Source organism: Rhizobium sp. PEPV16, from assembly GCF_008919455.1.
Taxonomy (GTDB): Bacteria; Pseudomonadota; Alphaproteobacteria; order Rhizobiales; family Rhizobiaceae; genus Rhizobium; species Rhizobium leguminosarum_Q.
Map to the genome: position 1 here is coordinate 15,097 of NZ_VSZV01000315.1, position 21,337 is coordinate 36,433.

At 62.1% G+C, this 21,337-nt stretch carries 21 protein-coding genes; 7 read left to right on the forward strand and 14 right to left on the reverse strand.

Translation table 11 applies throughout. The features are described from left to right. Nucleotides 1-5: 5 nt before the first annotated feature. The 5 genes from FY112_RS19185 to FY112_RS19205 are packed head-to-tail and all read right to left on the reverse strand — an operon-like array spanning nucleotide 6 to nucleotide 5,922. Nucleotides 6-950 (reverse strand): ABC transporter permease, encoded by a 945-nt coding sequence (locus tag FY112_RS19185; RefSeq protein WP_017957498.1) that lies wholly within the window; start codon nucleotides 948-950, stop codon nucleotides 6-8. Beyond that, a complete protein-coding gene (locus tag FY112_RS19190) occupies nucleotides 947-1,996 on the reverse strand; it encodes an ABC transporter permease (RefSeq protein WP_017957499.1) in 1,050 nt (349 codons plus the stop codon). Before FY112_RS19190 ends, FY112_RS19185 begins: the two co-directional genes overlap by 4 nt. Beyond that, nucleotides 1,986-3,518: an ABC transporter ATP-binding protein gene (locus tag FY112_RS19195; protein ID WP_131643628.1), complete on the reverse strand. Its 1,533-nt coding sequence runs from the start codon at nucleotides 3,516-3,518 to the stop codon at nucleotides 1,986-1,988. Before FY112_RS19195 ends, FY112_RS19190 begins: the two co-directional genes overlap by 11 nt. After that, the gene (locus tag FY112_RS19200) at nucleotides 3,515-4,927 is read right to left on the reverse strand and encodes an amidase (protein WP_131643629.1); all 1,413 of its coding nucleotides are present in this window, start codon (nucleotides 4,925-4,927) and stop codon (nucleotides 3,515-3,517) included. The genes FY112_RS19195 and FY112_RS19200 overlap by 4 nt, the downstream gene beginning before the upstream one ends. An 8-nt stretch (nucleotides 4,928-4,935) precedes the next feature. Then, nucleotides 4,936-5,922, reverse strand: a complete 987-nt coding sequence (locus FY112_RS19205; protein WP_011649722.1) for a BMP family protein — start codon at nucleotides 5,920-5,922, stop codon at nucleotides 4,936-4,938. A 206-nt stretch (nucleotides 5,923-6,128) separates the two neighbouring features. Between FY112_RS19205 and FY112_RS19210 the strand changes: the two genes are divergently transcribed. From FY112_RS19210 to FY112_RS19220, 3 genes are read left to right on the forward strand one after another with little or no spacing between them, the layout of a single operon-like run. Further along, entirely contained in the window at nucleotides 6,129-6,758 is a 630-nt protein-coding gene (locus FY112_RS19210) for a CDP-alcohol phosphatidyltransferase family protein (RefSeq protein WP_131621654.1), read from the forward strand. Then, nucleotides 6,755-7,375 carry a lysophospholipid acyltransferase family protein gene (locus FY112_RS19215; RefSeq protein ID WP_131629814.1) on the forward strand — a complete coding sequence of 207 codons (621 nt, stop codon included), beginning with the start codon at nucleotides 6,755-6,757 and terminating at the stop codon, nucleotides 7,373-7,375. The genes FY112_RS19210 and FY112_RS19215 overlap by 4 nt, the downstream gene beginning before the upstream one ends. Further along, a complete protein-coding gene (locus FY112_RS19220; protein WP_131643631.1) occupies nucleotides 7,372-8,301 on the forward strand; it encodes a phosphatidate cytidylyltransferase in 930 nt (309 codons plus the stop codon). Before FY112_RS19215 ends, FY112_RS19220 begins: the two co-directional genes overlap by 4 nt. A 13-nt stretch (nucleotides 8,302-8,314) precedes the next feature. Here FY112_RS19220 and FY112_RS19225 read toward each other — a convergent pair whose 3' ends face one another. From FY112_RS19225 to FY112_RS19235, 3 genes are all read right to left on the reverse strand, one after another. Next, nucleotides 8,315-8,638 carry a chaperone modulator CbpM gene (locus FY112_RS19225; protein ID WP_062943155.1) on the reverse strand — a complete coding sequence of 108 codons (324 nt, stop codon included), beginning with the start codon at nucleotides 8,636-8,638 and terminating at the stop codon, nucleotides 8,315-8,317. A gap of 2 nt (nucleotides 8,639-8,640) precedes the next feature. Beyond that, a complete protein-coding gene (locus FY112_RS19230; protein ID WP_131629812.1) occupies nucleotides 8,641-9,555 on the reverse strand; it encodes a J domain-containing protein in 915 nt (304 codons plus the stop codon). Nucleotides 9,556-9,699: 144 nt separating this feature from the next. Beyond that, nucleotides 9,700-10,167 carry a universal stress protein gene (locus FY112_RS19235; RefSeq protein WP_131629811.1) on the reverse strand — a complete coding sequence of 156 codons (468 nt, stop codon included), beginning with the start codon at nucleotides 10,165-10,167 and terminating at the stop codon, nucleotides 9,700-9,702. 160 nt (nucleotides 10,168-10,327) lie between these two features. Between FY112_RS19235 and FY112_RS19240 the strand changes: the two genes are divergently transcribed. Both FY112_RS19240 and yghU read left to right on the forward strand, forming a co-directional pair. Then, the gene (locus FY112_RS19240) at nucleotides 10,328-11,230 is read left to right on the forward strand and encodes an NAD(P)-dependent oxidoreductase (RefSeq protein ID WP_131629810.1); all 903 of its coding nucleotides are present in this window, start codon (nucleotides 10,328-10,330) and stop codon (nucleotides 11,228-11,230) included. Between the two features lie 193 nt (nucleotides 11,231-11,423). Next, nucleotides 11,424-12,299: a glutathione-dependent disulfide-bond oxidoreductase gene (gene yghU / locus FY112_RS19245; protein WP_017957510.1), complete on the forward strand. Its 876-nt coding sequence runs from the start codon at nucleotides 11,424-11,426 to the stop codon at nucleotides 12,297-12,299. Between the two features lie 83 nt (nucleotides 12,300-12,382). On the opposite strand, the gene FY112_RS19250 is transcribed toward yghU, so the two are convergent. From FY112_RS19250 to FY112_RS19270, 5 genes are read right to left on the reverse strand one after another with little or no spacing between them, the layout of a single operon-like run. Beyond that, on the reverse strand, nucleotides 12,383-13,897 hold the full coding sequence (locus FY112_RS19250) for an ABC transporter substrate-binding protein (RefSeq protein WP_094089012.1): 1,515 nt from the start codon (nucleotides 13,895-13,897) through the stop codon (nucleotides 12,383-12,385). A gap of 19 nt (nucleotides 13,898-13,916) precedes the next feature. Next, nucleotides 13,917-15,626 carry an ABC transporter ATP-binding protein gene (locus FY112_RS19255; RefSeq protein ID WP_151519054.1) on the reverse strand — a complete coding sequence of 570 codons (1,710 nt, stop codon included), beginning with the start codon at nucleotides 15,624-15,626 and terminating at the stop codon, nucleotides 13,917-13,919. Next, nucleotides 15,623-16,474, reverse strand: a complete 852-nt coding sequence (locus tag FY112_RS19260) for an ABC transporter permease (RefSeq protein WP_131629808.1) — start codon at nucleotides 16,472-16,474, stop codon at nucleotides 15,623-15,625. Before FY112_RS19260 ends, FY112_RS19255 begins: the two co-directional genes overlap by 4 nt. Continuing rightward, nucleotides 16,471-17,409, reverse strand: a complete 939-nt coding sequence (locus FY112_RS19265) for an ABC transporter permease (protein WP_017957514.1) — start codon at nucleotides 17,407-17,409, stop codon at nucleotides 16,471-16,473. The genes FY112_RS19260 and FY112_RS19265 overlap by 4 nt, the downstream gene beginning before the upstream one ends. 51 nt (nucleotides 17,410-17,460) lie before the next feature. Next, complete coding sequence (locus FY112_RS19270; protein ID WP_151519055.1) at nucleotides 17,461-18,351, reverse strand: proline iminopeptidase-family hydrolase; 891 nt, start codon at nucleotides 18,349-18,351, stop codon at nucleotides 17,461-17,463. Between the two features lie 130 nt (nucleotides 18,352-18,481). On the opposite strand from FY112_RS19270, the gene FY112_RS19275 reads away from it, so the two are divergent. Further along, nucleotides 18,482-19,294, forward strand: coding sequence for a LuxR family transcriptional regulator (locus FY112_RS19275; protein WP_017957516.1), 813 nt, complete (start codon nucleotides 18,482-18,484; stop codon nucleotides 19,292-19,294). A gap of 65 nt (nucleotides 19,295-19,359) precedes the next feature. Continuing rightward, the gene (locus FY112_RS19280; RefSeq protein ID WP_017957517.1) at nucleotides 19,360-20,262 is read left to right on the forward strand and encodes a proline iminopeptidase-family hydrolase; all 903 of its coding nucleotides are present in this window, start codon (nucleotides 19,360-19,362) and stop codon (nucleotides 20,260-20,262) included. Between the two features lie 12 nt (nucleotides 20,263-20,274). Here FY112_RS19280 and FY112_RS19285 read toward each other — a convergent pair whose 3' ends face one another. Continuing rightward, complete coding sequence (locus FY112_RS19285) at nucleotides 20,275-21,183, reverse strand: acetamidase/formamidase family protein (RefSeq protein ID WP_151519056.1); 909 nt, start codon at nucleotides 21,181-21,183, stop codon at nucleotides 20,275-20,277. Between the last annotated feature and the right edge of the window lie 154 nt (nucleotides 21,184-21,337).

Genomic DNA, 21,337 nt, shown 5'->3' on the forward strand with positions numbered 1-21,337 from the left:
CGGTTTCAGCGTTCGCCGCGGCGATAGGGCTGCATCAGTGCCTGCGGAACGCGGGCGCGGCGGGCCATGACGGCAAGGGCGGCAATGGAAAGGATATAGGGGGTCATCAGGAAGAGCTGATAGGGCACGAGCCCGCTCAGCGCGGTTTGCAGCCGAAGCTGAAAGGCATCGAAGAAGGCAAAGAGCAGCGCGCCGAACAGCGCGCGGCCCGGCCGCCAGGAGGCGAAGACGACGAGCGCGATGCAAATCCAGCCACGCCCCTGCACCATGGTCGGGAAAAAGCTGTTGAAGGCCGACAGTGTCAGGAAAGCGCCGCCCATTCCCATCAGCGCGCTTCCCATGATGACCGCGCCATAACGCACCTTCATCGGATTGACGCCCTGGGCTTCCGCCGCATGCGGGTTTTCGCCAGTCATGCGGATTGCAAGGCCGACTGGCGTGCGGAAGATGATGTAGGCCATCAGCAGGGCAATGGCGATCGCGAGATAGGTCGGCGCCGTCTGCGTGAAGAAGGCTGGGCCGATGAACGGCAATGTCGAGAGACCAGGAATGGCGATCGGCTGGAACGGCACGATGGTGGGCGGAGTATTGGCAAGCGGCACGATCAGCCGGAAGACATAATAGCTGAAGCTGGAGGCAAAGAGCGTGACGCCGAGTCCGGAGACATGCTGGGAGAGACCCAACGTCACCGTCAGGCCCGCGTGCAGCAGACCGAAGACGCCGCCGGCCAGCGCCGCAATCAGCAGGCCGGTCCAGAGATCGGCGCCGTGATAGACGGAAAGCCAGCCGATCATCGCGCCGAAGGTCATGATGCCTTCAATGCCGAGATTGAGCACACCAGCCCGTTCGCAAAGCAGTGCGCCGAGCGTGCCGAAAATCAGCGGCGTGGCGATCCGCAGGATTGCCGCCCAGAGCCCGGCGGAAGCGATGATGTCGAACAGCTGCATCATCGCCGGATCCTGTATTGGGTGAAGAACAATGCGATCAGCATCGTCAGCAGCGACAGCGCCACCGTGACATCGGCAATATAGGTGGGGATGCCGAGGCCGCGGCTCATGCCATCCGCACCCACGAACATGGTGGCCGTGAAAATGGCGGCGAAGACGACCCCGAGTGGATTGAGGTTGGCGAGCATGGCGACGACGATGCCGGCATAGCCGAAACCGGGCGACAGGTCGGTCGTCACATAACCCTTGACCCCCATCACCTCGATCGCTCCCGCCAACCCTGCAAGCCCGCCCGAGAGACAGGCGACTTTCACCAGCGTTCTGCCGAGCGGGACGCCGGCAAAGACTGCACCGCCGGGATTGAGGCCCGCGGCGCGCGACTGCATGCCGAACACGGTGCGCGACTGGATGAAATGGACGACGACGGCCAGAGCGATCGCGATCGCAAAGCCGATATGCAGGCGCGAGCGGGCGATCAGCTTCGGCAGCATGGCGTGATCGCTGACCGATTGCGACTGCGGCCAGCCAAAGGCCAGCGGATCCTTGAGAACGCCATCGATCAGCATCGAGACGAAGAGCACGGCGATGAAGTTCAAGAGCAGGCTGGTGACGACTTCATCGACCGAGAAGCGCAGCCTGAGCCAGAGCGGGATCAAGATCAGCACCATGCCGGCAATGGCGCCGACCAGCAGCAGCAGCGGAATGAGGATGGGGGCGGGAAGATTGCCCAGCAGTTTCGAGCTTGCCGCGGCAACGGCGATGGCGCCGAGATAGAACTGGCCCTCGGCACCGATATTCCAGAGCCGCGCCCGGAAAGCAACGGCGGCGGCAAGCCCTGTCAGCATCAGCGGCGTTGCCCGCGTCAGCGTTTCGGTCGCTGACAGCCGCGAGCCGAAGGCCCCGGTCAGGATGCGCCAATAGGCATCGAGAACAGGCGCGCCGGCGATTGATATCAGGATGCCGGCCAGCGCCAGCGCTGCGATGACCGCGATCACAGGCGTGACGATCAGCAGGTAAAGCGGACGGTGCTCGCGGCGCTCAAATCGCATGACCGGCCTCTGGGTTTTCCTGCCATTCGCCGGCCATCATCAGCCCCAGCCTGCGCGCATCGGCGTCTTCAGCCTCGACGGGCGGTGACAGGCGGCCACCGACGATTGCCTGTATGCGATCGGCAAGCGCGATCACCTCGTCGAGGTCTTCCGAGATCAGCAGCACGGCAGTACCCTGCCGGCGGGCTTCGAGCAGGCGTGCGTGCACGGCCGCAACGGCTCCTTCATCGAGGCCGCGCGCGGGCTGCGCGGCAATCAGGATGCGCGGCCGCCGATGCAGGTTGCGGCCGAGAATGAGCTTTTGCATATTGCCGCCGGAGAGCAGCCGGGTCCGGATGGCTGGCCCGCCGCCGCGGACATCGAATCCGTCGATGATCTCCCTGGCAAAGGCCATGCCCGCCTTGCGGTTGACGAGGCCATGGCGCGAAAAGGCAGGCGAGGCGATGCGCTCCAGCACGGCGTTTTCCCAGATCGCCATTTCGCCGATCACGCCCTCTTCGTTGCGGTCCTCGGGAATGCGGCCGATGCCGGCGTCGACAACATCGACGACACTGAAATTGCCGATGGCCTCCCCGAACAGCAGAAGGTCGCCACCGCTACGCGACAGCGTGCCGGAGAGAAGATGCGCCAACGCCGCCTGGCCATTGCCGGAAACGCCGATGATGCCGAGGATCTCGCCCTGGTGCAGCCGGAAGCTAATCGATTTCAGCCGATCGACGCCGTCGATACGTACCGTCACATCGGCCGCTTCCAGGGCGACGGCCCCCGGTGTCGACGGCTCGCGCACGGGCCGCGTCACGCGACGGCCGACCATCAGCTCGGCGAGTTCCGCCTTGCTGGTTTCCGACGCTTTGCGTTCGGCAACCATCTTGCCGCCGCGCAGCACGACGATGCGGTCGGCCGCTGCCATCACCTCGTCGAGTTTGTGGGAGATGAAGATCAGCGACAGGCCCTGGCGGGCCATTTCCCTTAGCGTTGTGAACAGCCGTTCGGCCTCGATATTGGTCAGCACTGCTGTCGGCTCGTCGAGGATCAGGATGCGGGCATCGTTATAGAGCGCCTTGAGGATCTCGACGCGCTGCTGTTCGCCGACCGACAGGTCGCCAAGACGGGCATCCGGATCGACCTTAAGGCCGAAGCGCTCGGAAATTGCCATGAGCTTCTTGCGCGCCGCTGATGTTCCCGAGCGCCAGGACCAAAGTCTTTCGGTGCCGGTCATGACGTTTTCGAGAACGGTCAGATTGGGCGCGAGCGAGAAATGCTGATGCACCATGCCGACACCGGCGCGGATCGCTGCACGTGGCTTGCCCTGCGGTACCTCCATGCCTTCGATCAGAATACGGCCTGCATCGGGCATGTAATGGCCGAAAAGAATGCTCATCAGCGTGGTCTTGCCGGCGCCGTTCTCGCCAAGCAGGGCCACGACCTCACCCCTGGCAAGCGTCATAGAGATATCGTCATTGGCGAGATTGTCGCCGAAGCGCTTGCTGACGCCTGTTATCTCCAGCACAGACCCGGTCATGACGGCAATCCCGCGACTGGAAAACGATGCTGCCATCGGCCTTCGGCCTCCAGGCGCGCGGCAAGCGACAGCAGACGCGGCTCGTGACCCATCGGCGCCATGATCTGCACCGGCAGCGGCATGGCGTGCTCATCCTGTCCGAAAGGCAGTGTCAATGCAGGAAAACCCGAAATATTGGCGAGGCAGGCAAGCGGCGCAAATGCCGTCATCCGCTCGAGATGCAGATCCGTGTCGGCATGATCGGACGGAAAGGAGCCGATCGCAAGAGGTGCGGAGGACAGCATCGGCATCAGGATGCAATCGACCCTGTCGAATAGCGCCCAGAGCTTATGGCTCACCAGGACGGCATCGTTCAACGTGTTCCAGAGCGATGTCGCCGACAGCGCCCGTCCGCACGCGGCGAAGGCCTGCGTCAGTGGCTCAGCCCTGCCTTCATCGAGAGCCGCCGTCTTCATGAGTGCTGCGAGATTGACGGAGACGATATCGGCGAAGGCGCGGCCGCTTGAAGTGACGCTCCATTCGAACTCGGCCCAGTTCAGCGGAACGATCTCGTGTCCGTCGCTCTCCAGTACACGGGCAGCAGCCTCTACGGCTGCGAGCCGAATGCCCTCCGTCGGGTAGGCCGAGCCGGTATCGGCAAGCAGGCCGATCCGCAAACGGCCGTTGTCGCTATCGACAGGGGAGGGGTCCGGAAAAGGTCCTCGTGATTTGCCGCTCAGCCTGTCGAAAATCAGCGCCGTATCCCGCGCCGAACGGCAGACCGCGAGTTCACTCGCAATGCCGGCAAGGTGGTTGCCGAAAGATGGCCCGCCCGGGATGGCGCCGCGTGTCGGCTTCATTCCAACGAGGCCACAGCAGGCGGCGGGCACACGGATCGAACCGCCGGCATCGGTGGCATGCGCAATCGCGACGATCCCGGCGGCGACCGCTGCCGCCGCCCCGCCGGAGGAGCCGCCCGCGGTTCGTGCCGGATCGAGTGGATTGCGACAGATCGGCCCGATCGCCGGTTCGCTGGCGAGCGACAGGCCGAATTCCGGACTCGTCGTCAGGCCGAAGAGGCAAAAGCCGGCGTCGCGGAAACGAGCAGCCAGATCGGAGTCCGCTTCGCCGCCTTTTCTTGCGAAGAGACGGGAACCGGCCGTGACCGGCAGCCCGGCAAAGGGGCCACCAAGATCCTTCGCCAAGGTCGGCACGCCGGCAAAGGGCCTGGCGGCAAAGCGATCGGGCGCGCTCCGCCGTTCCAGGTCACGGTCGTCGGCCGAGGCGAGGCCCATCGCGGCATCGAGATTAGCGATAGCGCCGAGCGGCTCCTGCCGCGCAGCTGCCTCAAGAGAAGCCTGCATCGCCTCTGCAGCGCTCAGATTGCCATTCCTGATCGCTGCCGCCAGGTCGGTCGCATCGCCCTGCATCAGCCGAATTACTTCGGCTCGTCCATCATCTTCGGAACTTCGAAGGTGCCGGCCTTGATCTCCGCCCGCTTGGCTTCCATCGCAGCCTCTGCCTCGGCAGGCGCCACGCCCTTCACGAAGACGATATCGCTGCCGCCTTCCTTCATCAGGCCGTAGGACGTGTAGTTCCTGCCGACCGGCTTTCCGGCAGCGACATCGGCGATCGCAGCGTCCAGGATCGGGCGGAAGTACCACATGGCGTTGGCAAACACCGTATCCGGATAACGTGGCGTATAGTCGATCAGCGAGCCGACCGACTTGATGCCGCGCTCCTTGGCGGCATCGGCAGTACCGATGCGCTCGCCGAACAGGATGTCGGCGCCGGCGTCGATCTGGGCAAGACCGGCTTCACGGGCCTTCGGCGGATCGAAGAAGGTGCCGATGAAGGAGACGAGGTGTTTTGCATCCGGGTTGACCGCCTTGACACCCGCCGCGAACGCATTGATCAGCATGTTGACCTCGGGGATCGGAATGGCGCCGACCGAACCGACGACATTCGACTTGGTCATCTTGCCCGCCAGCATGCCTGCGAGATAGGCGCCGTCATGGTTCCAGGTGCCGAAGACGCCGAAATTGTCGCCGGCCTGCTCGCCGCTCGAACCCAGCACGAAAGCGGTGTCGGGATAGTCGGTCGCGACCTGCCGGGCCTCTTTCTCCACCGCGTAGGCCTCGCCGATGATCAGCTTGTTGCCCTGTTCGGCATATTCGCGCATGGCGCGCGGATAATCGGTGCCGGAGACGCCTTCGGAGAAGACATATTCGATCACGCCTTCCTTGGCCGCGTCCTGCAGCGCCTTGTGCAGACAGGAGTTCCAGGCATTTTCGACCGGCGACGCATGAATGCCGGCAACCTTCAGCGGCGCAGCCGCCCTTGCCAGCGGGGCAAAGCCGCTGACCCCAAGCGCAATGCCCGACGCGATCACTGCCCGGCGTGAAATCAGGATATCTTTGGTCATTGATTGTTCCCCTTTTTTACCATTTGGTTCAAAAATCATAGTAGCGCCCAAAAATGTGTCAAGCAGCGAATGGGCTTAAAAATCAGGCTGTTCAATCTGTTGCGCCTTGCGTTCTGCAGCCATTTTTTCCGAACTGTATGGCGTCGCGGCTTGGCGCGACGCAATTGGCAGGATAAGCAAGGAGGATAGGGGTTGGGGGACATGAAATGGGGGAAGAAGAGGGCGCCTCGCGGCGACCGATCGCGAGCCGGTCGTCGTCCTGGGCCATCGGCCTCAGCGCGTGGCTGGCGCGGAGCGGCGCGACACCAAACGGCATTTCGCTTTTATCGGTCGTATTCGCGGGTATAGGCGCAGCGCTCATCGTTTTCACAACACATCCGATTGCCATGGTTTGTGCCGCGATCTCGGTGCAACTGCGGCTCGTCTGCAATCTGCTGGACGGAATGGTCGCAATCGAAGGCGGCAAGAAAACTAAGAGCGGGCCGCTCTATAATGAATTTCCCGACCGGGTCGCCGACAGCCTGTTTCTCGTCGCGGCCGGCTATGCCTGCGGCTTTGGCTGGCTCGGCTGGCTGGCTGCGCTGCTTGCCGCACTCACCGCCTATATCAGGGTCTTCGGAGGATCGGTCGGACTTCCCCAGGACTTCAGCGGCGTCATGGCCAAGCAGCGCCGCATGGCGGTGCTGACGGCGGGCCTCCTCGCCCAGAGCGTCGAGACGCTGATATCCGGCAGCCGCTGGTCGCTGATCCTGGCATGCGCGGTCATCGCTGCCGGCAGCCTTGTCACCTGCATCACCCGCACGTTGAGGCTGAAACATTCCCTGGAGAGACTATGATCGCGATTATCCGTCGGTTTCTCGTGCTGCTCGTCCGTATCCTGGTCGGCGCCCGAAGCGAGTGGCGGGGCTGCGCGCCCGATCCCAGTCGCCGCATCTATTTCGCCAATCACAACAGCCATATCGATACCGTCGCCGTCATGGCCGCCTTGCCCTGGCCGGTGCGCCGGATGACCCATCCGGTTGCGGCGCGGGACTATTGGGGAACGAGCGCCTTTCGCCGTTTCATCGCAGAGAAAGGCCTGCGCGCCGTCTTGATAGACCGCAAGCCTCCGCCGGACATCGACCCGCTGGCTCCGATAGAGCGCCTGCTTGAGGAGGGGCGCTCAGTCCTGATTTTCCCGGAAGGAACGAGAAGCACCAACGATGAGATCGCCCCGTTCCGCAGCGGCATCTATCGCCTCGCCTGCCGTTTTCCGGATGTCGATCTCGTGCCGATCCATCTCGATAACCTTCAGCGCATCCTGCCTAAGGGAAGCATGCTGATCGTCCCGATCACCTGCACGGCGCGCTTCGGCAAGCCGCTCCGCGTCGAACCAGGCGAGGAAAAGACCGAATTCCTGGCCCGCGCCCGTGCCGCGGTCATTGAGCTTGCAGATGGGGGGCATAGCGCATGACCAGCCTGTTCTCCATCGTGCTGGCCGCGATCCTCGGCCTGCTTGCCGTCGCCTCGGCCATCGGTTTTATCCTTCAGCGGCGCGCGACCGAACCCGGTTCAGTCGCCACCGTCCAAAACCTCAACGCCCGTATTCGCTCCTGGTGGATCATGGTCGCGGTGTTCGGCGGCGCGATCCTGCTCGGCGACACGGCGACGGTCATCCTGTTCGCATTCCTGTCCTTTATGGCGCTTCGCGAATTCTGGACGCTGACACCATCGCGGCGCGGCGATCACCTGGCGCTTTTCCTATCCTTCTTCGTTGTGCTGCCGCTGCATTACGTGCTGCTCGGGACGGAATGGTACGGCCTGTTCGCGATCTTCATCCCGGTCTATGCCTTCCTGATCCTGCCGGCAGTGGCGACATTGACGGGTGACGTCAACGAATTCCTCGCGCGGACCGCCAGAGTCCAATGGGGATTGATGCTGACGGTCTATTCGATCAGCCACGCTCCCGCCCTGCTCATGCTGGAAACCGGCACGCCGTCGGCGCTCCTTCTCGTCTATCTGGTCGTGGTCGTGCAACTCAGCGACGTCTTCCAGTATGTCTGGGGCAAACTCCTCGGAAAGCACCGTTTCTCGCCGAATATCAGCCCGTCGAAGACGATCGAAGGGCTGATCGGAGGCGGCGCCTCGGCTATCCTCGTGGGAACGCTGCTTTATCGCCTGACGCCGTTCTCGCCACTGCAGGCCGCTGCCATCAGCACGGTCATCGTCGTCGCGGGCTTCTTCGGCGGTTTCGTGCTCTCGGCCATCAAGCGGGATCTCAATGCCAAGGACTGGGGCTATGTGATCGAAGGCCATGGCGGCGTGCTCGACCGCCTGGACTCCATCACCTTCGCCGCACCGCTATTCTTCCACATCGTCCGCTATTGGTTCACCACGTAGAAGCTGGTTCTGGCTAAAACCGGTCGATCTCCTCGAGGCTCTCGAACAGCCGGCGCTGAACATCCCGCTCCTGCTTGCCGATGGCGGTCATCAGCTTGCCCATCGTTCCCCGCAGGCCGTGCAACTCGTCGACCAGCTCCATGACGATATCGACGCCGGCTTCGTTGACACCCATGTTTCCCATGAGGTCCAGGATCAGCCGGGCGCGTGCGACGTCGGCGTCGCGAAATTGCCTCTGGCCGCCTGATATCTCCGGGATCAGCCAACCCTGTTCGATCCAGAGGTCGAGCTGAACGATGTCGATTTTCAAGTAAAGACGGAATTCGAGATCATCCATGATCAAGCCTCCATGTTCTTTCTCGGATCGTAGGAGTTTGCCGTCGCCCATTCCTTCATCAAGGCGGTCAGCCGCTCATCCGGGGCGTCGGGCAGCACGATCTTCAGCGAGATGTAGACGTCGCCGTGTCCGCCGCCGCGTTTTGAAACACCTTTGCTCTTGAGACGCAGGACCTTGCCCGTGTTCGAATGAGGCGGCAGCGTCAGATTGACCGCTCCCGACGGCGTCGGAACGCGAACCTTGCCACCAAGCACGGCCTCACTGAGCGAGATCGGCAGTTCCAGGCGGATATCGTCGCCGTCTCGCATAAAGAAGCGGTGCGGGCGCACACGGATTTCGATCAGGGCATCGCCCACCGGCCCACCGCCGATGCCCGGCTCGCCCTTGCCGCGCAACCGCAAGGTCTGGCCGTCGCGCGTCCCCGGCGGGATCTGTACGTCGAGCGCCGGACCATTCGGCATCTTGACCTCCGTCCTGGTGCCGTTGACGGCCTCGAGAAAGTCGACCTCCATGGAAAATTGCCGGTCACGGCCACGACCACGGGTCTGGCCGCCGCCGGCACGACGTGAAAAGAAGCTGGCGAAGATATCGTCGGCATCGCTGAAATCGGCAAAGCCGGCGCTGTTGTGGTAGGGATCGCCAGGCCCGCTCTTCGACGCGTAGTCGCGGTAATAATTGCGCTGCGTCCGCTCGGCGCCCGTGATATCGATCTCGCCGCGGTCGAAGCGTCCGCGTTTTTCCTCATCGCTCAATATCTCGTAGGCCGTTGAAATTTGCTTGAACCGTTCCTCAGCTTTTTTGTCGCCGGGGTTAAGGTCGGGGTGAAGTTTCTTGGCGAGCTTGCGGAACGCGCTTTGAATATCCTTTTGCGTCGCATCGCGTTTCACGCCCAGAAGCTCGTAGGGATCCTGGCTCATACATGTCTCCGGTCGGGCAGCGAATACTGCAGGTTGGCTTGGCAATGATATAGGTTGTCGGGCCGCCGCCGGGGAGGGGAGGCCGGCCGCGCTGGTTGACGTCAATCCGATAAAGCGCCCGCTGTCACGCAAGCTCTGTAGAGCTTAGAACAACGCGGCGTCTTCCGCCGGGGACGCCGAGCTTTCCTGCGCGTGATCGGGGCGTCGATCGATAAGAACCGAGCACCCGGCATGGCGCACGACCTTGTCGACGATCGAGGAGAAGACGTAGTCGGTGATATCGGTCACATGGGATGATACCAGGATAAGATCGGCCGATTTCTCCCTTGCGCTGGAGACGAGCAGGGAGGCGGCAACGCCGATACGAACCTCGATCATCGCCGGAATTCCCAGCTCCTTGCAGAGCGATGCTAGTTTCTTTTCGGCGTCGACGATGGCGGTCGTTTCGAATTCCTCGGGAAGCTCCGTCAGGTGACGGTGCGGGATATTCTCGATGACGTGCATGACAACGATGCTGCCGCCTTCGTCCATCAGCGCAGCAGCCCGGCGCAGAAGGCGGCTGGCCGTTGCGCGGGGACCCATGCCGATGCCGCAGATGATCGTCCGATACATTGAAATCCATATCCTTGAATGCGAATGATAGCACCGATCATATCGGTGTCGACCGTCCCGGCATTGACGAATATCAAGAAAAAGTGCCGCAACGGTAGCGCGCATGAAACCGCCAGCTGCTTCGGAACGAACCTCCGGCTGAATCGTCGCAGTTGACGGCATGGCCATCAGCAACATTTCTGACCCGATGTCGTTACTGATTGAGGTTCACATGCCGAATTTTGCGATTATCGGATCGGGTGCGATGGGAAGTGCTGTCGCCAGGCGGCTGATCGACCACGGCGCCACGGTGCTGACTTACCTCGAGGGCAGGAGCGAGCAGACGATTGCCCGGGCAAAGGCAGCCAGCATGGTCCCGGTCGGCTGCCAGGAGCTGACGAAGGCCGAGCTGATCCTGTCGATCGTTCCACCGGCGGAGGCGATCAAGGTCGCCGACCTCGTCGCGGACATATCGTCGGGGATGCAAGCGCCGCCGCCCTTGATCGACCTCAACGCGATTGCGCCGAAAACGATGCAGGCTTTGGCGGCACGCTTCGAAGGCAGCGGTGTGGAAGTGCTTGATGGGGCGATCATCGGGGGGCCGCCGGTCCCCGGCACATCAGGTCCGACCATCTATATCAGCGGCGATACCGCGGAGCGAAGCAGGCCGCTCGAGGATTGCGGCCTGCGGATCCGCCGGCTCGATGGACCGCTCGGCGCCGCCTCGGCACTGAAGATGTGTTATGCCGGCATCAACAAGGGATTTGTCGGCCTCGGCACCGCCATGCTGCTCGCCGCATCGCGTTCGGGTGCTGCCGAAAGTCTGAAGGCGGAGCTCTCCGAAAGCCTTCCCGACATCGACAGCAAGCTGTCGACATCCATACCCGACATGTATCCGAAAGCCTATCGATGGGTTGCCGAAATGCACGAGATTGCCGATTTCCTCGGAGAAGAGGATCCGGCCGCGACCATCTTCCGCGGCATGGCGGACGTCTTCTCCAGGATGGCCGGCGACGTGGAGGGGAGCCGCGTGCTCGTCGGGCAGTTGGACGAGATCATCGCTTTCTCTGGAACCGAAAACTGATCGCGATGGTCAATCAATCGTCGCAGCAACCGAATATGAGGGGTAGAGCCATGGGCTTGGCCAACATTCTGACGATTGTGTGAAGCCGCTCCGACACCTCTGACAAAACCTTATCGCCTCTGCTATGTCAGGAAAAATGCGGCGGCCAAACTGACGCCGCGCTCTGTCTGACCAATATCAGGAGTTTTGAAAGATGAGCGGTTCTTCCGATTATACACCCCCGAAGGTCTGGACCTGGAACAAGGCGAATGGCGGCCAGTTCGCCAGTATCAACCGCCCGATCGCGGGACCGACGCATGAGAAGGAGCTTCCGATCGGTCGCCATCCGCTGCAGCTCTATTCGCTCGGCACCCCGAACGGCCAGAAGGTCACCATCCTGCTCGAGGAACTGCTGGCCCTTGGCCATGAAGGTGCGGAATATGACGCCTGGCTGATCAAGATCGGCGACGGCGATCAGTTCGGAAGCGGCTTCGTCGCAGTCAATCCCAATTCCAAGATACCGGCTTTGATGGACCGCAGCGGTGCGACACCGATCCGCGTCTTCGAATCCGGTGCGATCCTCACCTATCTCGCCGAAAAATTCGGCGCTTTCCTGCCGACCGAGCCGAGCGCGCGGGCCGAATGCCTATCCTGGCTGTTCTGGCAGATGGGAAGCGCGCCTTATCTCGGCGGCGGCTTCGGCCATTTCTACGCTTATGCGCCGACGAAGATCGAATATGCGATCGACCGCTTCGCCATGGAAGTGAAGCGTCAGCTCGACGTGCTCGATCGTCGCCTGGCCGAAAGCGAATATCTGGCAGGCAGCGAATATACGATCGCCGACATTGCCGTCTGGCCTTGGTATGGCGGGTTGGTGAAGGGCTGGACCTACGGTGCAGCCGAGTTTCTGCAGGTCGAGGACTATAAGAACGTGCTGCGCTGGGCCGACGCCATCCATAGCAGGCCGGCCGTACAACGCGGCCGGATGGTCAACCGCCTCTCCGGCGAGCCCTCTAGCCAGTTGCACGAGCGCCACGACGCCAGCGACTTCGACACCAGGACGCAGGACAAGCTCGCGGCCGCCGAGTAAGCAAGCGCCCCAGCCACGTGCCGCAGCAATCAATGAAGCTCCGCCGCCTTTACGGCGGCGGAGCATCTGCATACTGCCCGAACTCAGTTTTTGACCGTGTCTTCCAGGAAGAAGCGGCCGAGCGGGTTCTGATAGAAGTTCTCGATATTCTTGCGCGAGACGTTGATATAGGGGCTGTAATAAAGGTCGATCCAGTTGACGTCGTCCTTTGCCATCTTCTGCAGATCAACATACATCTGTTCGCGCTTCTTCGGGTCGAGCTCGAGACGGGCCTTCGCCACCAATTCCTTGACCGCCTCGTTTTTGTAGTTGGTCAGATAGTTGTTATTGGAATCGTGGCCGAGAACGAAAGTCGTCTTCTGGTCCGGATCGAGAATGTCGTTCGTCCAGTAGTTGACCGAGATGTCGTAGTCGCCGGCAACCGTCATATCCCATTCCTGGCTTGGATCGACCTTCTGCAGGTTCGCAGTGATGCCGGCCTTGGCAAGCTGTTGCTGCACAAGCACTGCCGTCTGCTCGTCCACTTCGTCGCCGGCGCGGATGAGATAGTTCAGCGTCAAGTTGGAGACACCCGCATCCGCCAGCATCTTCTTGGCCTTCTCGGGATCGTAGGGGCGCTGCAGGTTATCGGCGTAATGGTACAGCGCACCCTTCGGAATATAAGAGTTGGCGACCGTGCCCTGGCCAAAGGTGACGGTATCGACGATCGCCTTCTTGTCGATCGCCATATCGAGCGCCTGGCGCACTTCCTTCTTGCCGAGATCGCCATGCGCATGGTTGATCAGGAGATGATCCTCGCGGGTCGAGGCGTCGATGTCGACATTGAGGTTCGGGTCCTTCTTCAGCTCCTCGACGCGAGAGAACGGCACGAAGATCGCGGTATCCAGCTCGCCGGCCTGAACGTTCAGCATGCGGGTGTTGTCGTCAGGCACCGAGATCCACTCGACGCCGTCGAGCTTGACGCGGTCGGCCTGCCAGAAATTCGGGTTCTTCTTCAGGATGACGCGGTCGCCGCGCCGCCATTCTTCGACCACGAAGGCGCCGGATGCGATCGGCTTTTCGCCATAGGCATCGGCGCCCAGCGATTCCATGCCCTTCTTGGAGATGACCGAGGCATTCGGCAGCGCCAGCGTCGAAAGGAACGGCGCGGACTGGTTCTTGAGCTTGATCGTCAGCGTGTGCGCATCGGTCGCCACGGCCGTGTCGATCACCTTGTAGGAATCGCTCCAGAGCGAGGCCGCGTCATCGCGGATGCGCAGCAGGCTGTAGGCCGCGTCTTCCGCCGTCAGCGGCGAACCGTCGGAAAATTTCGCGTCGCGGATCTTGAACGTGTAGGTCAGCCCGTCATCCGAGGTGGTCCAGCTTTCGGCAAGACCCGGCTCGAGTTTCGTGCCTGTCTTGTCGACGCGGATCAGCACATCGTAGACGTTGGAGAACACCCAGTTGTCGATATTCTGGGCGGTCTTGATCGGATCGAATGTCGTCGAATCCTCGCGGCGGCCGATGGTGAGCACACCCGCGGCCTCGGCATAGCTTGCACTGAGCGTCAGACCGGCGAGCAAGGCTGCAAGCCCGATTGATTTCCACCTGTTTGTCATGAGTTCGTTCCCTTCGTTGTTATGGCATGCGTTTGATTGATTGAATCGGCATCGGATGCGGATCGTCCTTGCCGTCGGCGCCTTGCAGCAGCCGCTTGTCAGGATCGATGTCGGGAATGGCGGCGATCAGCGCCGCCGTATAGGGATGCTTCGGCCGCGCGAAGACCTCTTCGGAGCGGCCTTCCTCGACGATCTCGCCGCGATACATCACGACGACGCGTTCGCAGAGATTGCGGACGATTGCGAGGTCATGAGCGATGAAGATCAGCGTGAGGTTCATCTTCGCCGTGAGCTCGCGGAAGAGCTCGATGATCTGCGCCTGGATGGTGACGTCGAGGGCCGCCACGCATTCGTCGGCGATGATCAGCTTCGGATCGACGGCGAGGGCTCGGGCAATGCCGGCGCGCTGGCACTGGCCGCCGCTCATGCTGCGCGGTTTGCGGCCGGCGAATTCGCATTCGAGGCCGACGAGATCGAGCAGCGCGTCGATCCGCGCCGGAATATCGGCCTTGGCGACCTTGCCCTGCACCTTCAGCACCTCGGCCAGCATTTGCCCGATCGTCAGCCGCGGATTAAGCGCATTATAGGGGTCCTGGAAGACCATCGCCGTCTCGCGCCTGAGCTTCGCCAGGCAGGCGCTTTTCTGCAGCGCCAGATCGAGGCCGTCGAAGGTGACGTGACCCGAGGAAAGCGGTGTGAGGCCGAGCACGGCGCGGGCAAGCGTGCTCTTGCCGCTGCCGGATTCGCCGACGATGCCGACCGTCTCGCCCGGCATGATCTGCAGGCTGACTCCGGCAACGGCGCTGACTGTCTTGGCACTGCCCCCGAACAGGGCGCCGCCGGCTCTGAAACGCACATGGAGATCATCGATTTCGAGCAATGGCCTCGCCGATTGGTTGGCCTCGACAATCTCGAGCAGCGGCGCTGATATCGCGCCCGGTATGGAAGGGTGGCTGTTAATCAGATTGATCGTATAGGGATGCTGCGGCCGCGCCAGGATCGTCCGCTTCGGCCCCTCTTCGATGAGCTTGCCGCCGCGCAGCACGGCGATGCGGTCGCAAGTCTGGGCGACGATACCGAGATCGTGGGTGATCAGAATGATCGACAGGCCGCGCCGATCGCGAATGTCGATCAACAGCCGCAGGATCTGCGCCTGGATAGTCACGTCGAGGGCCGTCGTCGGCTCGTCGGCGATCAGGATCTTCGGATTGCAGGACAACGCCACGCCGATCATCGCCCGCTGCCGCATGCCACCGGAAAATTCGTGCGGATAGCTGTCATACTGGCGCTTCGGATCGGGAAAACCGACCTGCGCCAGGATTTCGGTCGCCGCGGCGCGAGTCTCGCGGGCGCCGAGGCCCTGATGGTAGCGGATGCCCTCGGCGATCTGATCGCCGATCCGCATGACAGGGTCGAGATGGCTGGTCGGGTTCTGGAAGATCATGCCGATCTCGCCGCCGCGCACTTTCAGCATCTCGCCCTCGTCGACCCGCATGAGGTCGCGCCCTTCGAGCAGCACGCTACCGCTTTCGATCTTCAGCAGCGAGGAGGGCAGCAGGCGCACCAGGGAACGGCAGAACAGGCTCTTGCCCGAGCCGCTCTCGCCGACGAGACCGAGGATCTCGCCCTTACCGAGGTCGAGCGATACCGCATCGAGCAGCGTGCGCGGGCCGGAATCGACATGTGCCCTGACGGTGAGATCACGGACGGACAACAGGGAGCCGCTCATTCATGCACCCCCAGCAGTTCACCGAGCGCGTCGCCCAGCATGCTGAAACCGAAGGCGAGGCAGACGATGGAGAGGCCGGGAAACAAAGTGATCCACCATGCCGTGGTGATGAAGCTCTGTCCTTCGGCGACCATGACGCCCCATTCGGCGATCGGCGGCTGGACGCCGAGGCCGAGATAGCTGACGGCAGCGCCGCTCAGCAACACCAGCGTCGCATCGGACATCGAAAAGACAATCGAGCCGGCGATCGCGTTCGGCAACAGGTGGCGGAACATGATGCGCGGGCGGCTGAAGCCAAGGCTGGCGGCAGCAACGGCATAGTCGCTGCCCTTCAGCACCAGCATCTGCGCCCGGATCAGCCGCGCATAGGAAACCCAGCCGACCAGCGCCATGGCGATATAGAAACTGCCAAGACCAGGGCCGAGGATCGCGATAATCGACAGCATCAGCACGAGGAAGGGGAAGGCGAGGATGATATCGACGAGGCGCATGAACAGCGCATCAACGATGCCGCCGAAAAAGCCGGCGATCGTGCCGACCGTCGTGCCGATCAGGAAGGGGAAGATGACGCCGATCAGCGCCATCTGCAGATCGAGGCGCGCGCCCCAGATGACGCGGGAGAGGATATCGCGGCCGAAATTATCGGTGCCGAAGGGATGCAACAATGAAGGCGCCTGCAGGCGCACCTCGGCATTCTGCATGATCGGGTCGTAAGGCGCGACGAGGGGCGCACCGATCGCCAGCAGCACGAAGAACAGCAGCAGGCCGGCACTGAGCACAAGCATCGGCCGCCGGCCGAAGAACCGGCGCCAGCCAGGGGAGGCGGGGGCGATCGCCTCGATGCTCATAGCTTCACCCTCGGATCGACGGCGACAGTGACGATGTCGGCGATGAAATTGATAAGCACGGTGGCACAGGCAAAGACCATGGCGACGCCTTGAACCACCATGTAGTCGCGTGAGAAGATCGCCCTGACGAGCAGCTGTCCCATGCCGGGCAGCGCAAAGACGCTCTCGACAACCACCGTGCCGCCGATCAGCCAGCCGATGTTGACGGCGAGCAGGTTGATGGTCGGCACCAGCGAATTCGGCAGCACATGCCGCCAGAAGACGATGCCTTCGGGCATGCCGCGGGCGCGCGCCGCCGTCGCGACATCCGATTTCAGCTGCTCGATCATCGCCGCCCGCAGGCTGCGCGTCAGCACGGTCGAGAGCGACAGCGCGACCGTCAGGCTCGGCAGCACGAGATGCGACAGCTTTTCCCCGATCGTCGCACCATAGCCCGAGACCGGTAGCACGCCGAGTTCGACGCTGAACAGGATGATCAGCATCAGCCCCAGCCAGAACGGCGGAAAGCCGATGCCGAAGGTCGAGACGATGCGCACCGCATGATCCGGCGCCTGGCCGGCATTGCGCGCGGCGATCGCCGACATCGGCACCGCGATCAGGACCGACAGCACGACGCTCGAGACGACGAGGGCGAGAGTCGGCTCGATGCGGGTGACGATCAGCTTCAGCACGTCGATCTTGTAGAGGATCGACTTGCCCATCTCGCCATTGGCAAGATTCTTGAGAAAATAGACATATTGCAGCCACATCGGCTGATCGAGGCCGTACTGGGCACGGATGCTGGCGAGAGCCGCCGGCGTCGCGCGCGTGCCGAGGATGTTGCGTGCGGGGTCACCGGGGATCAGCCGGACCAGAATGAACGTGATGACGCTGATGCCGAAGATCACGGGCAGGAATTGCAGCGGTCGCGTCAGAACGAATTTATAGCGATGCATGACGGCGATCGCCCCTTTGTCTTCGTCGGGTTCGGTCCGCTTCCTGTTGCATCAGCCTGCCTCGTGCCGTGCGAGAAAATCGAGAAGCGCCGGATAATAATCCTGCGGGTTCTCATAGAACGGCATGTGGCTGGCATTGGCAAATACCTTGAGCTGGGCATTCGGCAGCGCAAGCTTCATCCTGAGCGCACAGGCCGGCGTTAACTCGTCATGCTCTCCCGTTGTGATGAGCACCGGCAGCGTCAGCCGCGGCAGGTGGGGGATACGGTTCCAGTCCTTGAGGTTGCCGATATAGAGAAACTCGTTCGGTCCCTGCATCGTCTCGTAGGGCGCCATGTTCCAATCGTCGAGCGAGCGGCGCACCGGCGCCGGCCATTCCGGCAGACGGCAGACATGGCGGTAGTTGAGGATGGTGACAGCGGCGACATATTCCGGATGATTATAAGTGCCCTGCGCCTCGTGCTTCTGCATCATCGAGACGGTTTCGGGACCGAGCGCTGCGCGCAGCCGTTCCAGTTCCGAGATCAGATGGGGCATGTCGGCGACGGTATCTTCGAGGATCAGCGTCCTGAGGTTTTCGGGATAGGTCAGCGCATATTCGATCGCCAGCCACCCGCCCCAGGAATGGCCGAGCATATGTACCTTGTCGAGCCCTAGCGCCTTGCGCACCGTCTCCGTCTCCTCGACATAACGGCCGATCGTCCAGAGCGAGAGATCGTCCGGCCGGTCGGAGGCGCCGGTGCCGAGTTGATCGAAGGCGACGACGCGATAGCCCTTGTCGATCAGGCAGGAATGCGCTTCGCGCAGGTAATCGCAGGGCAGACCCGGCCCGCCGTTCAGGCAGAAAACCGTCTCGATGCCGGTCCCGAAACTATAGGCAACGACGCTATAGCCATCGACATCGATCTCGAACCGCTCGTCCGGCCGTATTTCACGCCACATTGATCGCTCCGGCAGAAGATTTCGCTTGCTCAATATTTGGGCACGGCTAAATTTTTACCTTAAACCGCATTCAGTGCCAGCTATAAGAAGTGATAGGGTGGGCCGCGATGCCGAACCCCGGGAGCAGCCCATGCTTGACGACCCTATTCTTGACGACATCGCAACGATCAGACGTCAGTTTACAGCGCACGAAACGCTGGACGGCCGGATCGACCAGGCCTTCGAGGCGATGAAGCAGATCGGCTTCGAGGCGCTGATCTACGACTATACGCCGGTGCCCTACGATCTCGACGGCGCGATCATGATACCATCGCTGCTGAAGCTGCGGAATATCTCAGACGATATGCACGATTACTGGTTCAATCGCGGCTATTTCCGTATCGATCCGGTGCAGCAGGTGGCACTGCGCACCTCCGCACCCTTCTTCTGGAACTACGACCCGGACGCCGACACGCTGATCAACCGTTTCATGACCGACGACACGGCGCCGGTGACGCGCTATTTGAGCGAACGCGATATGTCGACCGGCGTCACCGTCCCGGTTCATATGCCACGCGGCGACTATGCCACAGTCACCGGCATCCGTTTCGGCCGGAACAAAGATTTCGAACGGCACGCCCTGCGCTATATCGCCGACTTCAACCTCCTTGCCCATGTTTTCCATGAGACCGCCTATTCGCTTTTCGATACGCGGGCAAAGAGCGTCGGCACGATCCGCCTGACCGAGCGGGAACGCGAGTGCCTGCGCCATTCGGCGGAAGGCTACTCCGCCAAGGAAATCTCCCGCATCATCGACCGTTCCGTACCGACTGTCGTGATGCATCTGAACGCCGCGACTAAGAAACTCGGCGCCCGCAACCGAACCCAGGCCGTGGTGCGCGCCACCCATTACCGCCTGCTCGAAGACCGGCCGACCCATAATTGGCCACCCTATAACTTGTGATAGCTGCCTTCGCCGTCGCCGTCGCGTTATGATTTTTTTCATGACGCCAAGAGATGGAGATACCGGTGGGCAACGTCACGACCAAAGAAGCCTATCTGCCCTTTCGCGGCTATCGCACCTGGTATCGCGTCACCGGTTCGCTGGACAGCGGCAAGCTGCCGCTCGTTGTTGCCCATGGCGGGCCTGGCTGCACGCATGATTATGTCGATTCCTTCAAGGATATCGCCGCCCTCGACGGCCGTCCGGTCATCCATTACGACCAGCTCGGCAATGGCAACTCCACCCGACTTCCGGAAATGGGCCCGGACTTCTGGACGGTCGGTCTGTTCCTCGAGGAGCTGGACGCGCTGCTTTCCCATCTCGGCATCCAGCAGCACTATGCCTTCCTCGGCCAGTCCTGGGGCGGCATGCTTGGTGCCGAACATGCGGTGCGCCGGCCGCAAGGCCTGAAGGCACTTGTTATCGCCAACTCGCCGGCGAACATGCGTACCTGGGTTTCGGAGGCGAACCGGCTGAGGCAGGAACTGCCGAAAGAGGTGCAGGACACACTGCTGAAGCATGAACTGGCGGGAAGCCTCACCGATCCGGACTATATCGCCGCCTCGCGGATCTTCTATGACCGCCATGTCTGCCGTGTGGTGCCGTGGCCGCCTGAAGTGGCGCGGACCTTTGCGATCATGGACGAGGACAACACCGTCTACCGCAACATGAACGGCCCGACGGAATTTCACGTCATCGGTACGATGAAGGACTGGACGATCGAGAACAGGCTCGACCGCATCGAAGCCCCGACGCTGCTGATCTCGGGAAAATACGATGAGGCGACGCCGCTGGTGGTAAGGCCTTATCTCGAGCGCGTTCCCGGCTGCGAATGGGTGCTCTTCGAAAATTCCAGCCACATGCCGCATGTCGAAGAAAAGCAGCTTTGCCTGGCGACCGTTTCCGGTTTCCTGTCCCGGCACGATTGAGGAAGCGGTCGCCTATCGGCGAGGCAGCCATTTCTTGGCGACACGGCAGGCCATCGTATAGGCCGGATCGAAGACGTTGCCGACATCGTAACGCACGACCTGACCGAGCAGATGACTGGCCGCCGTCCTGTCCAGGCCGTAATCCGATCCCAGCCAATTCAACATTTCGCTGGTGGCGTGCTGGAGCGCCTGATCGAGGGGACGGGCGTTGCCGATGGTGAAGATGTCTTCGGCCGTTTCCCCACGCGGCCAGACCAGTCCGGCCTTCTTTTCCACCGTCAGCCGCACGGTGACTTCGAACGTCGTCTCGACGCCGGTTCCGACGATCTCGCCGTCCCCTTGCACGGCATGGCAATCGCCGAGAAAGAACAGGGCGCCGGTAGCCGATACCGGAAAGCGGACCGTGGTGCCGGGGCCGAACAGCCGATAATCCATGTTGCCGCCATACTCGCCGCTGGTCGCCGTCGATATCGCCTGGCCGAGGCTGGGCGCCACACCGAAACAGCCGATCATCGGGGCGAGAGGCAGAACGAAATTTTGACCTGCAACCGGTTCGGAAAGCCGTACCGTCAGGGCTTCGCGGTCGATCGCCCAGATGGCGATATCGCGCGGCGGCAGGTCGCGAACCGCCTCGGGATCGACCACATTGGCGGCGACGACGCTGCGGGTAAAACCCGTTTCCCTGGTCGGGATCATGCTGATGATCTCGACCTTCAGCGCATCTCCGGGCTCGGCACCTTCCACGAAGATCGGGCCGTTCATGGGATTGGGGCCGGATGCCCGCTTGACGCCGTCCTTGCCATGCCCGGCAGCGTCGAGCGTCTCAGTGACGACGGTATCGCCGTCGGCGATGTGCAAGGCCGGCTGAAGAGAGCCGATGACATTGTGAAAGCTCGTCGGAATGAAGCGGTGAGTGGTCATGAAATACAGCTCTCGCTCGTTTTGAATGTATGAGCCTGCGGCTGGAGCGCCGGGCCGAGAGAGTTGCAGACTAGATCAGAGATTGCCTGCAATGCCAATATCCGCGCGGCACCACGCGAAACCGGCAGCCGATGGCGGGTTGTCGAAAGGGTGG